The organism is Lentzea sp. NPDC051208 (assembly GCF_040682435.1).
Classification (GTDB): Bacteria; Actinomycetota; Actinomycetes; order Mycobacteriales; family Pseudonocardiaceae; genus Lentzea; species Lentzea kristufekii.
The window spans coordinates 55,690-69,822 of the sequence record NZ_JBFBAW010000002.1 but is presented as its reverse complement, the minus strand read 5'-3'; the positions used below and the strand labels follow the sequence as shown (position 1 = coordinate 69,822).

Here is a 14,133-nt window from a genome sequence, read left to right as displayed (position 1 = left end):
CCGGTGAGCGACCTCCTTCTAGGAGGCAGCTATGACCGACGTCACACTGCGCGTGCGCGAAGACGGCGCCGACGACGAGCGCATCGAGCAGCTCACCGCATTCCTGCGGACGGAGCTGACGGAACTGGTCGCCGTCTCCGGCGTTCCCGGCGAGGCCCCCGAGGGCACCAAGGCCGTCGACCTGAACGAGCTCGGCACGCTGCTGACCACCGTCTCGCAGTCGACCGTGCTGGCCGCGCTGATCAACGCGGTGTCGTCGTGGCTCGGCCAGCGCCGCGACCGTTCGGTGACCGTCGAGGCCGACGGGGATCCGCTGGAACTGACCGGCGACCCGTCGGAGGCCGAACTGGCCCAGCGGTCCGCGTGGCTCGGCCGCCACCTGCACCGCTACGCGTTGATCATCGCGAGCCACGAGTTCGCCGACCCCGGCCTGTCCTCCCTGCGCGCCCCGGCCCACGACGCCGCCCGCCTGGGCGAGGTGCTCGCGGACCCGCGCGTCGGCGGCTTCCACGTGCGAACCCTGATCAACTCCCCGGCCGCCGTGGTGAACGAGGCCGTCGAGGACTTCTTCGCCGACCGCGAACCGGACGACCTCCTGGTCCTGCACTTCTCCGGCCACGGCGTGAAGGACGAGGCCGGCGAACTGCACTTCGCCACGTCCGGCACCAAGCTCTCCCGCCTGGCTGGCACCGCCGTGTCCGCGGACTTCGTGGCCCGCCGCATGAACCGCTCCCGCTCCCGCCGCATCGTGCTGCTGCTGGACTGCTGCTACTCCGGCGCGTTCGGCCGCGGCATGGTCGCCCGCGCGGGCGGTTCCGTCGGCCTGGAGGAGCAGTTCGGTGGCAGCGGCCGCGCCGTCATCACCGCCTCGTCGGCCATGGAATACGCCTTCGAGGGCGCGGCCGTCGCCGACTCGTCCGAGGGCGAACCGTCGGTCTTCACCTCGGCCCTGGTGGAGGGCCTGGAATCGGGCGATGCCGACCGCGACCAGGACGGCCACGTGGGCCTGGACGAGCTCTACGAGTACGTCTACGACCGGGTCCGCCGCGTGACCCCGCACCAGACCCCCGGCAAGTGGATGCTCGACGTGCGAGGCGACCTGCGCATCGCCCGCCGCGCCCGTCCGGTCTCGGTGCCGGCCGCGCTGCCGGCGGAACTGCAGGAGGCGATCGACCACTCGCTGCCGGGCGTGCGGGCGGGCGCGGTCCCCGAGCTGCGGCGGATGCTGTCGGTCGCGCACGAGGGCCGGGTGCTGGCGGCACGGCTGGCGTTGCGGCGGCTGACGGAGGACGACAGCCGCATGGTGGCGTCGGCGGCCCGCGAGGCGCTGGGGGAGAAGGCCGCACCGGCGCCGACCTCGAAGCTCCCGGACAGGCACGACACGACCCCCCGAAAACTGTCGGTGCCGCCTGAGACGATGGGAGTGGGGCCTTCTGCCTCCCCCGGAGGGGGCCAGGCGGGATCGATTCCGAAGAGGCCGAAGCAGGCCTTGCTCAGCGCGTCCGGCTCAGGCTCGGCCGAGTCGGGCACACGGACGCGCCGCGAGGCACCGGCCGAGTCGGGCCCGGCCGCAGACCGCCGGGCGCACGCCGAGTCAGGCCTGCCCGCAAGCCGCCGGGCACAGGGCGAGCCGAGTACGGCCGCGAGCCACGCATCTGCCGGGCCGGACCCGTCCGCGAGCCGCGAGACACCTGCCGCCGCGGCCACGCCTCCCGCCGCACTCGTGGCCGCGCTGCCCCGCGTCGCCGCGGGCCTGGCCCTGGCTCTCCTGGTCATGAGCCTGATGGCGATTCCCGGCGGCATCCTCAGCCGCCTCGGCGACTCCAGCCCCCACACCCTCGTGTTCGCCTCGGTCTGGCCGTGGGCGCTGATCGCGGCACTGTTCGTCGTCACCTGCCGCGACCACCCCTGGGCGCCGGGCGCCGCGCTGGGCCTGCTGGCCGGCACGACGGGCCTGCTCAGCGGCGGCGACGACTTCACCCTGGTGCCGTACGCGCTGGCGGCGACGGCACTGGCCGTCGCCTGCACGACGACCCCGTGGTGGCTCGCGGCCGCGGGCGGCGGGCTGGGAGCGCTGGGCGTCTACGTCGTCGCCTACGCGGCTGAGGACCTGACGTCGATCAACGGTGACGGCGAGGACGTCACGGTGATCGCCACCGCGGCCGCGCTCACCTGCCTCGCGGCGTACCGGACCTGGCGGGACGGGCGGTGGCTCAGCACGATCGCGCCCGCGCTGTTGTTGCTGGACGCGGTCATCACGCTGAACGTCGAGGCCCCGCTGTACATCACCCACGCGAGCCTGGCCGGGCTGATCGTCGTGCCGCTGATCGTCACCCTCACCACCGGCACCGCCAGGTTCGCCGCGTGCGTCGCCCTAGCGGCCGGGCTTCTGGTGCGCGCCAGCGACTACGTGTCCGCGAACGAGCCGACGTTCACCAGCGTCGCCCACGTGGCGCTGCCCTTCGGAGCGGCGGTGATCGCCTACTTCTCGCGCTCCCGCTGAGCCTTCCGGCGCTTGCCCTCGTGCATCGCGGCCACGCGGGCGACGGGGATGGTGTGCCCTTCGGCGATCAGGTCGGCGGGCAGGCGTTGCGGCTTCGGCATCAGCTCGGTCCACGGGTCGCCGTCGAACCGGGTCCTGATCGTGAAGTCGGCCGGTGTGACGTCCTTCAGCGACTCCCACGGCACGGGGAACGAGATCGGCAGGCCCTCGCGCAACCGGGGGCTGTAGGCGGCGACGACCGTGGCACCCCAGGCGCGCGTCGAGTCCAGGAACACCTTCCCGCCCCGTTCGGCCCGGATGTAGGCGGTGGTCGCCAGCGACGGGCCGAGCTTCTCCGCCCGCACGGCCACCGCGCGCGTCGCCGCGGCCACGTCGTCGGGGGAGTGCTCCTCCAGCGGCACGAAGATGTGCACGCCCTTGGCGCCGCTGGTCTTGACCGCGCCTTCGAGCCCGGCCTGGGCGAGCGCCTCGCGCACCAGCAGCGCCGACCCGACCACGACGTCGAACCCGGCGCCCTCCGGCGGGTCGATGTCGAGCACCAGGTGGGTCTGGTGGTGGTCGTCGCCGAAGTGGTCGCCGAGGTACAGCGGCACGTGGTACTCGACCGCGCGCTGGTTCGCGAACCACATCAGCGTCTGCTTGTCGTCGCAGATCGCGTACTTGATCTTGCGGTGCGACGCCTCCGCCCAGACCTCGACGGTCCTGACGTAGTCCGGCGTGTACTTGGGGACGTTCTTCTGCATGAACGGGTCCTGGCCGCGCAGGATCCGCCACACCGACAGCTGCCGCCCGGCGAGCACCGGCACGAACCGGTCGGCCACGAAGTCCAGGTACTCCACCAGGTCGCCCTTGAGCAGGCCGCCGAACAACGGCTGGTCGAGCGACGAGAACTTCAGCGGGCTACTGCTCATCGGGAACCTCGAGTTCGTCTCGGGCGGCCCACTCCAGCAGCGGTTCGATCGACCAGGCCGCGTCGTCGATCCCGGCGTGCAGGTCGCCCAGTTCGGCGAAGCGCTTCGGCACGGTGGCGATGGTGAACTCGTGCGGGTCGACGTCCGGGATCTCGTCCCACCTGATCGGCGTGGACACCGTCGCCTCGGCATTGCCGCGCACCGAGTAGGCGCTCGCGATCGTCCGGTCGCGCGTGTTCTGGTTGTAGTCCACGAAGACCAGCGACGGGTCGCGGTCCTTGCGCCACCACGTGGTCTCGACGTCGTCCGGCGCGCGTCGTTCGACCTCGTGCGCGAACGCCAGCGCCGCCTTGCGCACGTCCTGGAACCCGTGTTCGGGCTTGATGCGCACGTAGATGTGCAGGCCCTTCGAGCCCGAGGTCTTCGGGAACCCCGTCGCACCCAGTTCGGCCAGCACCTCCTGCGCCACCAGTGCCACTCGCCGCACGCGGTCGAACGAGCAGGTGGGGCCGGGGTCGAGGTCGATGCGCCACTCGTCGGGCTTCTCCGTGTCGGCGGCGCGCGAGTTCCACGGGTGGAACTCCACAGTGGACATCTGCACGGCCCAGATCACGTCCGCTGGGTGCGTGACGCACAGTTCGTCCGCGTGGCGGTTGTAGCGCGGGAAGTGCACCCGGACCGTCCGGATCCACGGCGGCGCACCGTTCGGAAGCCTTTTCTGGTGCACCTTCTCGCCCGTGACGCCCTCGGGGAAGCGGTGCAGCATGCACGGCCGTTCCCGCAGCGCGCGGACGATGCCGTCGCCGACGGACAGGTAGTAGTTCGCGAGATCCAGCTTCGTCTCGCCACGCGCGGGGAAGTAGACGCGGTCGGGGTTGGAGATCCGCACGACGCGGTCCTCCACCTCGAGCTCCACAGCCGGGGACTTGCCCATGCCCACCAACCTAACGGTTCGTCCGCCCTCGATCGTTGTAGTTTGCGGCTGTGGACCTGTTTTCGCTTGCGCTGGGGGCGCTGCTCGAGGCGGTCGGCGAGCTCACCGACGACGACTTCACCCGGCCGTCCGGGTGCGAGGGCTGGCTGGTGCGGGACCTGGTGTGCCACTTCGTGATCGACGCCCAGGACGTGCTGATCACGCTGGTCACGCCCACCGCGGACCCCGTGACGCACGACGCGGTGACGTACTGGGAGGTCTCGCACGAACCCGCAGGCGACCCGCTGGCCGAGCTGACGCGGAGGCTCGCCGCGGCGTACGGAGAGCCCTGGATGCTGAAGCACCACGTCGACGACGTGGGCCAGGCGGCGTTGCGCGCGGCCGCGCTGGCCGATCCGGCTCTCAGGGTGAGCACCCAGGACATGGTGCTGTCCACGTCCGGCTACCTGGGCGCCTACGTCTGGGAGTGGACGCTGCACCACCTGGACCTGGTCCGGCACCTGCCGCACCTGGCTGGACCGCCGGCGCGGGCGCTGGCGCGGTGCCGCGAGATGCTCGGCCAGATCGCCGGGCGGTTCCCCGCGCGGTGGTCCGACGTGGACGTGCTGCTCGTGGGAACGGGACGGCGCGCCCCGACCGATGCGGAGCGCGCCGAACTGGGTGAGCTGGAGATCCCGTTCGTGCTGAGCTGAGCCGTTATTCCGCTTCTGCTTCCTCGAGGCGTGCCTTCTCCGCCAGACGCGCCTCTTCGGCCTTGAACTCCTTGTAGGTGGCGCGCTCGCGCACCAGCCACTCCGGGTTCTCCTCCTTGAGCGCGTTGATCTGCTCGGTGGTCAGCGCCTCGGTGATGCCGGCACGCACCAGGCCACTGGTCGAGATGCCGAGCTTCTGCGCGATGAGCTGCTTGGGGTGCGGGCCGTTGCTGCGCAGGTCTGCCAGCCACTGCGGCGGGTTGGCCTGCAGCTCGTTCAGCTCGTCGCGCGACACCACGCCCGCCTGGAACTCCTCGGGCGTCGCCTCGAGGTACACGCCGAGCTTCTTGGCGGCGGTGGCGGGCTTCATGGTCTGCTGCGACTTCATGCGCAAAGAGTAACCGCTGCGTCCGGTAGCCTCAGCGCGTGACCGGATCGTTCACGCTCGCGTACGTCCCAGGCGTGACGCCGGGCAAGTGGGCACGGGTCTGGCAGGAACGCCTGCCGGAGACCGAGCTGACCCTCGTGCAGGTACCCGTCGCCGAAGCGGCCGCCAAGGTGCGCGCCGGCGAGGCCGACGCCGCGCTGCTCAGGCTGCCGGGCGACCGCGAGGACCTGCACGCGATCCCGCTCTACACCGAGACCACCGTCGTCGTGTTCCCGAAGGACCACGAGTTCGCCGCGGCCGACGAACTGTCCCTTGAGGACTTGGCGGAGCACGTCCTGTGGCAACCGCTCGACGACGCGCTGGGCTGGGACGAGGTGCCCGGCCTGCCGCCCGTCGACCGTCCCGCGACCACCGCGGACGCCATCGAGGTCGTGGCGGCGGGCGTCGGCCTGCTGGTCGTGCCGCAGTCGCTGGCCCGCCTGCACCACCGCAAGGACCTGAAGTACGTGCCGCTGTCCGACGCGCCGCAGTCCCGCGTCGCGCTGTCGTTCCCGATCCGCGACGAGAACCCCGAGCTGATCGAGCACATGATCGGCATCGTGCGCGGCCGCACGGCCAACAGCACCCGCGGCCCCGCGGCCGAGCCCGCCCCGAAGCCGACTCCCAAGCAGGCGCCCAAACAGGCACCGAAGCAGCGGCGGGGCCCGGCGCCGCAGCAGAAGAAGCAGCCCGCGAAGCGCGCGAAACCGCGCCGCGGACGCTGATCCGGACCACGGTCGCGGGGCCGGACGTCCGTCGCCCGGCCCCGGCCCGCGCTCACTGGCCCTGCGCGGCGATCTGCTCGCGCAACCGGTCCTCCTGCGCCTGGATCTCGGGCGTGACGACGCTCTCGAACGCCTCGGGGCCGTGGATCTGCCGGATCTCGACCTCGCCGGTCTGGAACGGCGCCTTCTTCAGCCACTCCACGGCGTCCTGCAGCGACGGCAGCTCCCAGATCCAGAAGCCGGCGATCAGTTCCTTGGTCTCGGCGAACGGACCGTCGATGACCGTCGTCCCGCCCTTGCCGTCGAACGCGACCCGCGCGCCCTTGGCACTGGGGTAGAGACCGTCGCCCGCGAGCATCACCCCGGCCTTGACGAGCTCCTCGTTGTAGTCGCCCATCGCGGCCAGTTCCTCGGCGGTGGGCATGACGAAGTTCTCGGTGTCCTCGTTCGCCTTGACGATGACCATGAACCGCATGTCGATCTCCTCTGGCTGGTGTCAGGTGCGTTTGTACTCAGGCGTCGATCGGGGACCCCGGTGTTTCGACCGGCTTGCGGCAATTGTGACCCGGGTCACAGGATTAGGGTGGACAGCATGAGCGAAGACGTCGACTGGATCCTCGAGAACTGCCAGGTCTGGGCCATCGTCGGGCTCTCGGACAACCCCTCCCGCGCGGCGCACGGCGTGGCCCGCTTCCTGCAGCAACGCGGGAAGAAGATCGTGCCGGTGCACCCGTCCGCCGAGACCGTGCACGGTGAGCAGGGCTACCCGGCGCTGGCGGACATCCCGTTCCCGGTCGACGTCGTGGACGTGTTCCGCCGCTCGGAGGACGCGGGCCAGTTCGCGGACGAGGCCGTCGCGATCGGCGCGAAGGCGGTCTGGTTCCAGCTCGGCGTGGTCGACGACGAGGCGTACGCGCGCACGCGCGAGGCCGGGCTGCGCATGGTGATGGACGTCTGTCCCGCGATTGAGTGGCGCTCCCGTTGAACGAGTAGCTAACCTGCTCTGGTCGTCTCCGGACACCTGGGGGTTCCGGGGAGATTCAGCCTGGGGGGCTCGATTCAGCATGCTCGTAGACATCACCGCGCTGCGGTCCGCGGACTCGCCACGACTTCGTGGCCTCAGCGACGACTTCGTCCGTTCACTGGCGTCTTCGGGCGCCCATCTGCCACCGATCGTGGTGCACCGCCCGACGATGAAGGTCGTCGACGGCACCCACCGCCTGAAGGCCGCCGTGCTGCGCGGCTGCCGCTCCGTCGAGGTCGAGTACGTCGACGGCCCCGCGGAGGACCTCTTCGGGCTGGCGGTGTCGCTGAACCTGTCGACGCTGTCGACCGCCGATCGCGAGGCGGCGGCCAGGAGGCTGCTGCGCTCGCACCCGCAGTGGTCGGACCGCGCGATCGCCGCGTCCACGGGCCTCGCCGCCAAGTCCGTCGGCGTGCTGCGCCGCGCGGTGGGCGGTCAGGCTCCGGTGCGCGTCGGCAGGGACGGAAAGCTCAGGCCGGTCAACTCCTCCGCCGGCCGCCGCCTCGCCGGGCGGATGATCCAGGAACGCCCCGACGCCTCGCTGCGCGACATCGCCCGCGCGGCCGGGGTGTCACCGGGCACGGTCCGGGACGTCCGCCGCCGGTTGAGCGCGGGCCTGGACCCGGTGCCGGAACGGATGCGGGCCGCCGAACGCGCCGACGCCGTGCTGCCCGCCGGGCGGACCGAGGTGCGTGATCCCGACGCCACCCTGCCGATCCTGCGGCGCGACCCGTCGTTGCGGTTCAACGAGAACGGGCGGCTGGTGCTGCGCTGGCTGGAGGCGCACGCGGTGTCCTCCGGCGAGTGGGCCGGCGTCGTGTCCGGGGTGCCGTCGCACTGCCGGGAACTAGTGGCGGACATGGCTCGCGGGTGCGCGGAGGCCTGGGTGGAGATGGCCGAGGCGTTGGAGCGGGAAGGGCAGCGGACCGCGGTGTAGAGCGGCTGCGGCAGTGGCGGACGAAGGCCGGGAGACTGGCCTTCGCCGTTCTGTTCCTGCCGCTGCTGAGCTGGCACGTCCCGCGCGGGCGCCTGAGCGGGACAGGCCCTAGCCGTCGAACAGGATGACGCCGATCTCGCCCGCCACCTCACGCCCTGCCGCAGGACGTAAGCGAGACAACAGCTTGCTGAACGCCGTCAGGTCGATGTGGACGGTCGCGGACTGCACCTGCCGGATGTCGTCGAGCAGCCCTTCGACCAGTTCGCAGGCGTGGTCGACGTCGCCCGCCGCGGCGTGGGCCAGCGCCCTGCGCAGACCGAAACGGGTGCGGGCGCGCAGGGCGGTGGGGGCGATCAGCGGCATCTGGTCGTCGAGGATGGCGGCGGCCTCCGCGTGCCGGCCCAGGTCGTGGAACGACCAGGCCCGCGCGATGGCCACCTGGTCGATCAGGCTCGTTGTGCCGTAACGGGAATCGCTCACGGCGCGCTGGAGTTCGTCGGCGCGGTCGAGAGCGGCCCGGCAGCGGTCGGCGGCTCCGGCGAGGGCGTAGCCCTGGGCCTCGCGCTGGGCGGCCACGGCCTGCACGGCGGTGGAACGGGACTTCCCGGCGCGGCGGGCGAAGTTCACGGTGGCGTGGGCGTCGCCGCGGTAGAGCGCGAACTCCGAGGCCCGGACGTACGCGTAGGCCTCCAGGTCCGGGTCGCCGCCCTTCGCGGCGTACTGGACCGCGCGCCGGGTGAGCTCGGCCGCCGAGGCGTCGTCACCGCGTTCCTGTTCCATCCAGCCCGCGTACTCGGCGTACCGGGCGGCCAGCAGCCACAGGCCGCGTCCGAGGCCTGGGTCCTCGGCGGAGCGGGCCATGGAACTCAGGGCGTCGACCTGGGGACGCAGGCTCGACAGCACCACCTCCGGGCTCAGCCGGTGGCCGAGGGCGCGGTGGTGGTCGAACATCGAGTCGAAGGTGAGCAGCGTGGCGTGGTCGCTCGGAATCGGGCGCGCCGGGGCGTTGGCGAGCTCGATCAGGTGACCGTCGGCCTGGAGGACGTTGTCGAAGAGCCTCGCCATTTCGGGGTTCGGGTGAACCTGACCGTTCTCGATCTTGCTGAGGTGTCCCTTGCTGTACGGTACGAGGCCGGTCATCTGGCTGAGTGAGAGCCCGCGCTCGTTGCGCAGGCGGCGAACCTCCTGGGCGAACGTGGGCGACAACGGCTTCACCCCCTCCCCCGGAAGTGTGTACGTCGTCAAACACCCGAATGCGGAATGTCCATTAATTGGCCTGTGATTGACGATCAACTGGGCCTATCTGGAGCCGTCGGCGGTGGTTCCATGTGAGTCATGGTGATGACGCGGTTCGACGAGGCGGCTGGTGTGGTGATGGTCTGGCAGCGCTTGGCGACCAACGTGGTCCACCGGTCGCCGTGGTTCGAGGTGCGCGCCGACAGCGTCGTCAGACCCGATGGCGGTCATGGCACCTACACGCACGTCGTGGCGCCGGGATCGGTCACCGTCCTCGCGATCCAGGACGACGACGAGGTCGTGCTGACCCGTCAGTGGATCTACACCCACGGCGGCACGGAGTGGCGACTACCCGGCGGCGCCGTCGACGAGACGGACTCCGATCCGCTGGCCGCGGCACGTCGTGAGCTCGCCGAGGAGACCGGGCTGCGGGCAGCGAAGTGGGAGCGGCTCGGCCAGATCCACGGCGCCGACAGCCTGAGCAACCACGTCGACCACATCTTCCTGGCCACCGAGCTCACCCAGGGCGAGCCGGCGCTCGAGCCCGGTGAGGCGGACCTGCGCGTGCGGACCATGCCGTTCTGCCACGCGCTCGACCTCGTCCGGCAGGGCATGCTCCCGCACGCCGGCAGTTCGCACGCGCTGCTCGTCATGGCGCTGCGCCGCACGACCCAGAAATAATGTCCCGAGGGTTTCCTCATTCAGCGTGAAACAGGAAACCCGTTCTCATTCGACTGGCGGAAAGCCACTCTTGGTGCATCGGCGAGAACATCAGCCCGAAAGCCAGTCAGAATGAGAAGGTGAATTCTTCCATGAGAATGATCTGCTCACTCGCCACCGTTGTGAAGGTTGCTGCTGTCTGCCTTTTCGTTGGATTCATGGCCGGCAGCGTCTTCATCGCGACGATGATCTGACTTCGCTTCGGACTGCGGTTCTCCCTGGCCATCGAAGGGAGGTGTCAGCCGTGGAACCGCACTTCTGCATCGAGATGATCTGAGCGTCTCCGGCTATCCGCGTGGCGTCCACTGCACGCCGTAGCCGCGGCCCTGACGAGGGTGTGGGAACTGCACGTCGATCTCACCGATCTCGTCCAGCGGCAACGACTGCGGCCAAGGCGTCAGGTCATCGGTGTCGCGCGCCAGGGCTTCCTCGACGCGCCACACCGACTCCGGCAGGTCGTCCCGGTCGAACCGCACCCGCAACCGGAACGACTCGCACATCCGCTCCGGCCAGAACACGTAGGTCGGACGCATCGATTGTCCCCGCGGTACGCGCACCTCGAGTGCGAACTGGTGCGTTTGTCCTGCGTTGAGGGGTCGGGGCAACCGCAGCTTCATCAGGAAGCGGCGCGGGGACGGACGTTCGTGGCCGATGAGCTCGACCCCGTGCAACACCTCCACGTCCAGGTCGCCTGGAGCACCATCGGGCGTGGGAGAGGGGATCGTGATCGACCACGCGACCTCGTTGACACCGTCGGTGTCGGCCACCACGGTCCGGCGTTCCGTGCACGCGGGCGTCGGACCGTCCAGCTTCAGCAGCGCGTCGAACTCCTTGACGTGCCACAGTTCCGACGGCGCCACGTGCGTCGTCGAAGGGGCCGGCTGCAGCGCCACCTCCACCAGGCGCTGCAGTCCGGCATCCATCCTCCTGCGCACCGTTCGCGCACCGCGGTCCTGTTGTCTCGCGAGCCACTCGATGCGTTCGTTGAGGAACCGGAACTGCGCGTCGTCGTGCAGTCCGAGTGGCGCCAGAACGGCGTTGCGCACCTCCACCGGGAAAGCGCGCGCCGCGTTCGCGACCCAGTCGCGCAGTTTCGTCCGCACCGCTTCCGCGCCATCCGACTCGACGACGCCGCAGACCTGGCGCAGCGCCGGACCGACGTGCAAGTCGATACCGGGAGTCTGCACACCGCGCCCCCGGCACAAGGTGCGCAGTTCTTCCATCAGCTGCTCAGGTGAGACAGGCATCCGTCCTCCGCGCGGAAATGCTTTGCCGGGCATGTCGGGCTTACCTGATCGGACGTTACTCCGGATGCACCATCCGGGTGAACGTGAATGTCGGCAGAGGAAGGGATTGTTCTACACCGTCTCACGAGATGATCACCGCCGAACGACTGATGTCCCGACCTGCTCCGCACCGGTAACGTGCTGGTCACGGGCGGTTACTTCCTCCGGTGGCCGCCGACCCTGCCGATGGAGGTTGTATTCGTGCTGCGCACATTGTTGAGCTTCGCCACGGTGTTCTCGCTGATCAGCGGCGTTCCTGCCGTCGCTGCCCCGGCCGAGGGCGCCTACCTGCTGCAGTTCCGCACCACCCTGTCCGACGGCCAGCGCCACCAGCTCGAGGGCCTCGGCGTCCGGCTCGGAGCATTCGTCCAGGACGGCACCTACCTCGCCCGCATGACGAACACCGCGCGCGTCGCGCGGCTGAGCTACGTGCGGGAGGTGAAGCCGTTCCAGGTCCAGCCGCGGATCATGGCGCTGAGCGGCCCGTCCGACTACCTGATCACGCTGGTCGAGCAGGACGCGGCCGACCAGAAGGCCGTCGCCGCCAAGGTGAAGTCCTTGGGCGGCAAGGTGAACGTCCTCTCCGAGAGCCGTGAGCACATCATGGCCACCTTGGACGCGGGGCAAGCCGCACAGCTCGCCAAGCTGCCCGCCGTGATCGCGATCGACCCGGTGTCCGCGCCGGAGACCGACATGGCGATCTCGCGGGAATCGTCCGGTGCCAACTACATCGAGAGCGTCGGCGGCTACAGGGGCAAGGGCGTGCGGGGCGAGGTGATGGACGGCGGGCTGCGCACCACGCACCAGGAGTTCCGCGCCCGTCCGCCGCTGATGCACACCGGGAACTCGTCGAGCACCTCGCACGGCACGTCGACGTACGGGCAGATCTTCGCGTCCGGCGTCTCGTCCGCGCACCGCGGCCTGCTGCCCGAGGCGCAGGGCATCTTCGCGATCTACGGCTCCGGCGACCGCTACGCCCACACCAAGCAGCTCGTGGACCCGGCCGGTCAGTACCGGGCGGTGTTCCAGTCCAACAGCTGGGGTGACGCGCTCACCACGTCCTACAACTCGATCTCGCAGCAGATGGACCGGATCGTGTTCGACCACGACCTGCTGATCTGCCAGTCGCAGAGCAACGCGGGCACCAGAAGCTCGCGCCCGCAGGCGTGGGCGAAGAACGTGCTGTCGGTCGGCGGGCACTACCACTACAACACCCTCGACCGCGCGGACGACAAGTGGAACGGCGGAGCGTCGATCGGCCCCGCCGCGGACGGCCGCATCAAGCCGGAGATCTCGAACTACTACGACCGCATCGACACCACGACGTCCACCAGCGACACCGCCTACACGACGTCGTTCGGCGGCACGTCCGGCGCCACGCCGATCACCTGCGGCAACGCCGGTCTGCTGTTCCAGATGTGGGCCGACGGCGTGTTCGACGGCGCGCCCGGCAAGGCCCGTGACGTCTTCGCGTCCCGCCCGCACGCGGCGACCGCGAAGGCGCTGCTGATCAACACCGCCAACCAGCACGCGTTCTCCGGCACCACGCACGACCAGACCCGCACGCACCAGGGCTGGGGCACGGCGTCGGTCCGCAACCTGTACGACCGCGCGAAGGCGGGCGGCTGGAAGCTGCCGGTCCTGGTGAACGAGACCGACCTGCTGACGACCGGTCAGTCGCGCAAGTACACCGTGGCGTCCAACGGCCAGACGCCGCTGCGCGCGACGCTGGCCTACACCGACCCGGCCGGTTCGCCGACCGCGGCCAAGGCGACCGTCAACGACCTGACGCTGAAGGTCACCGCCCCCAACGGCACCGTGTACTGGGGCAACAACGGCCTGCTGGCCGGCAACTGGTCCACGTCCGGCGGCGTCGCGAACACCGTCGACACCGTGGAGAACGTCCTCGTCCAGACGCCCGCCGCGGGCAACTGGACGGTCGAGGTGATCGCGACCTCGGTCAACGTGGACGGGCACGTCGAGACGACCGCGACCGACGCCGACTACGCGCTGGTCGTGTCCTAGGAGTCATTCGAACCGGGCCGGATCGCCCGCGCCGTAGCGGATGATCTCGGCCTCGCCGCTCGAGAAGTCCACCACCGTGGTGGGCGTGGTGCCGCACTCCCCGGAGTCGATCACCGCGTCCACCACGTGGTCGAGGCGTTCCTTGATCTCCCAGCCCTGCACGAGCGGCTCGGCCTCGTCGGGCAGCAGCAGGGTGCTGGTGAGCAGCGGCTCGCCCATCGCGTCGAGCAGCGCCTGCGTCACGACGTGGTCCGGGATGCGCGCGCCCACCGTCTTCTTCTTCGGGTGCATCATGCGGCGCGGCACCTCCTTCGTCGCGGGCAGGATGAACGTGTAGCCGCCCGGCGTGGAGGCCTTGACCGCGCGGAACACGGCGTTGTCGACGACCACGAACTGGCCGAGCTGGGCGAAGTTCTCGCACATCAGCGTGAAGTGGTGCTTGTCGTCGAGCTTGCGGATCTCCCGGATGCGGTCGATGCCGTCCTTGTTGCCCAGGCGGCAGCCGAGCGCGTAGCAGGAGTCGGTCGGGTACGCGATCAGGCCGTCCTCCTGCAGGATCCGCACAGCCTGGTCGATGGCGCGCTTCTGCGGGTTGACCGGGTGGACGTCGAGGTACTTGGCCATGACGTGTGAGCTTAGGCCGATCACCGAGGGGCCAGCATTTCGGCTCGCGCACGTTGATAACCTGGGCGTACTTCTTTCCCTGGTTTGGA

The 14,133-nt window shown here is 70.2% G+C and carries 14 protein-coding genes; 7 read left to right on the top strand and 7 right to left on the bottom strand.

The genetic code is table 11. The features are described from left to right. The first annotated feature begins 31 nt into the window (after window positions 1-31). Window positions 32-2,503 carry a caspase family protein gene (locus AB0M48_RS04675; RefSeq protein ID WP_363835974.1) on the top strand — a complete coding sequence of 824 codons (2,472 nt, stop codon included), beginning with the start codon at window positions 32-34 and terminating at the stop codon, window positions 2,501-2,503. Here AB0M48_RS04675 and AB0M48_RS04670 read toward each other — a convergent pair. After that, complete coding sequence (locus AB0M48_RS04670) at window positions 2,482-3,414, bottom strand: ATP-dependent DNA ligase (RefSeq protein ID WP_363835973.1); 933 nt, start codon at window positions 3,412-3,414, stop codon at window positions 2,482-2,484. The two genes, AB0M48_RS04675 and AB0M48_RS04670, sit on opposite strands and share 22 nt — an antisense overlap. Then, window positions 3,404-4,348 (bottom strand): non-homologous end-joining DNA ligase, encoded by a 945-nt coding sequence (gene ligD / locus AB0M48_RS04665; RefSeq protein WP_363835971.1) that lies wholly within the window; start codon window positions 4,346-4,348, stop codon window positions 3,404-3,406. Before ligD ends, AB0M48_RS04670 begins: the two co-directional genes overlap by 11 nt. Window positions 4,349-4,398: 50 nt before the next feature. On the opposite strand from ligD, the gene AB0M48_RS04660 reads away from it, so the two are divergent. After that, entirely contained in the window at window positions 4,399-5,040 is a 642-nt protein-coding gene (locus tag AB0M48_RS04660) for a maleylpyruvate isomerase N-terminal domain-containing protein (RefSeq protein ID WP_363835970.1), read from the top strand. A gap of 4 nt (window positions 5,041-5,044) precedes the next feature. On the opposite strand, the gene AB0M48_RS04655 is transcribed toward AB0M48_RS04660, so the two are convergent. Next, window positions 5,045-5,428 (bottom strand): DUF5997 family protein, encoded by a 384-nt coding sequence (locus tag AB0M48_RS04655; RefSeq protein ID WP_363835969.1) that lies wholly within the window; start codon window positions 5,426-5,428, stop codon window positions 5,045-5,047. Between the two features lie 38 nt (window positions 5,429-5,466). Here AB0M48_RS04655 and AB0M48_RS04650 point away from each other — a divergent pair, with 38 nt between their 5' ends. Continuing rightward, a complete protein-coding gene (locus AB0M48_RS04650) occupies window positions 5,467-6,192 on the top strand; it encodes a LysR family substrate-binding domain-containing protein (RefSeq protein ID WP_363835968.1) in 726 nt (241 codons plus the stop codon). A gap of 52 nt (window positions 6,193-6,244) precedes the next feature. On the opposite strand, the gene AB0M48_RS04645 is transcribed toward AB0M48_RS04650, so the two are convergent. Beyond that, complete coding sequence (locus tag AB0M48_RS04645; protein WP_319982855.1) at window positions 6,245-6,667, bottom strand: YciI family protein; 423 nt, start codon at window positions 6,665-6,667, stop codon at window positions 6,245-6,247. Between the two features lie 117 nt (window positions 6,668-6,784). Between AB0M48_RS04645 and AB0M48_RS04640 the strand changes: the two genes are divergently transcribed. Continuing rightward, on the top strand, window positions 6,785-7,177 hold the full coding sequence (locus tag AB0M48_RS04640) for a CoA-binding protein (RefSeq protein ID WP_363835967.1): 393 nt from the start codon (window positions 6,785-6,787) through the stop codon (window positions 7,175-7,177). Between the two features lie 79 nt (window positions 7,178-7,256). Then, window positions 7,257-8,153 (top strand): ParB N-terminal domain-containing protein, encoded by an 897-nt coding sequence (locus AB0M48_RS04635; RefSeq protein WP_363835966.1) that lies wholly within the window; start codon window positions 7,257-7,259, stop codon window positions 8,151-8,153. 108 nt (window positions 8,154-8,261) lie between these two features. On the opposite strand, the gene AB0M48_RS04630 is transcribed toward AB0M48_RS04635, so the two are convergent. Further along, complete coding sequence (locus AB0M48_RS04630; protein WP_363835965.1) at window positions 8,262-9,359, bottom strand: helix-turn-helix domain-containing protein; 1,098 nt, start codon at window positions 9,357-9,359, stop codon at window positions 8,262-8,264. 129 nt (window positions 9,360-9,488) lie between these two features. Between AB0M48_RS04630 and AB0M48_RS04625 the strand changes: the two genes are divergently transcribed. Next, a complete protein-coding gene (locus AB0M48_RS04625; RefSeq protein WP_363835964.1) occupies window positions 9,489-10,070 on the top strand; it encodes an NUDIX hydrolase in 582 nt (193 codons plus the stop codon). A 326-nt stretch (window positions 10,071-10,396) separates the two neighbouring features. On the opposite strand, the gene AB0M48_RS04620 is transcribed toward AB0M48_RS04625, so the two are convergent. Next, window positions 10,397-11,356, bottom strand: a complete 960-nt coding sequence (locus AB0M48_RS04620; protein WP_363835963.1) for a hypothetical protein — start codon at window positions 11,354-11,356, stop codon at window positions 10,397-10,399. A gap of 240 nt (window positions 11,357-11,596) precedes the next feature. On the opposite strand from AB0M48_RS04620, the gene AB0M48_RS04615 reads away from it, so the two are divergent. Beyond that, window positions 11,597-13,420, top strand: coding sequence for a S8 family serine peptidase (locus tag AB0M48_RS04615; RefSeq protein WP_363835962.1), 1,824 nt, complete (start codon window positions 11,597-11,599; stop codon window positions 13,418-13,420). Window positions 13,421-13,423: 3 nt separating this feature from the next. Here AB0M48_RS04615 and AB0M48_RS04610 read toward each other — a convergent pair whose 3' ends face one another. Beyond that, window positions 13,424-14,044, bottom strand: coding sequence for an L-threonylcarbamoyladenylate synthase (locus AB0M48_RS04610; protein ID WP_266034267.1), 621 nt, complete (start codon window positions 14,042-14,044; stop codon window positions 13,424-13,426). Between the last annotated feature and the right edge of the window lie 89 nt (window positions 14,045-14,133).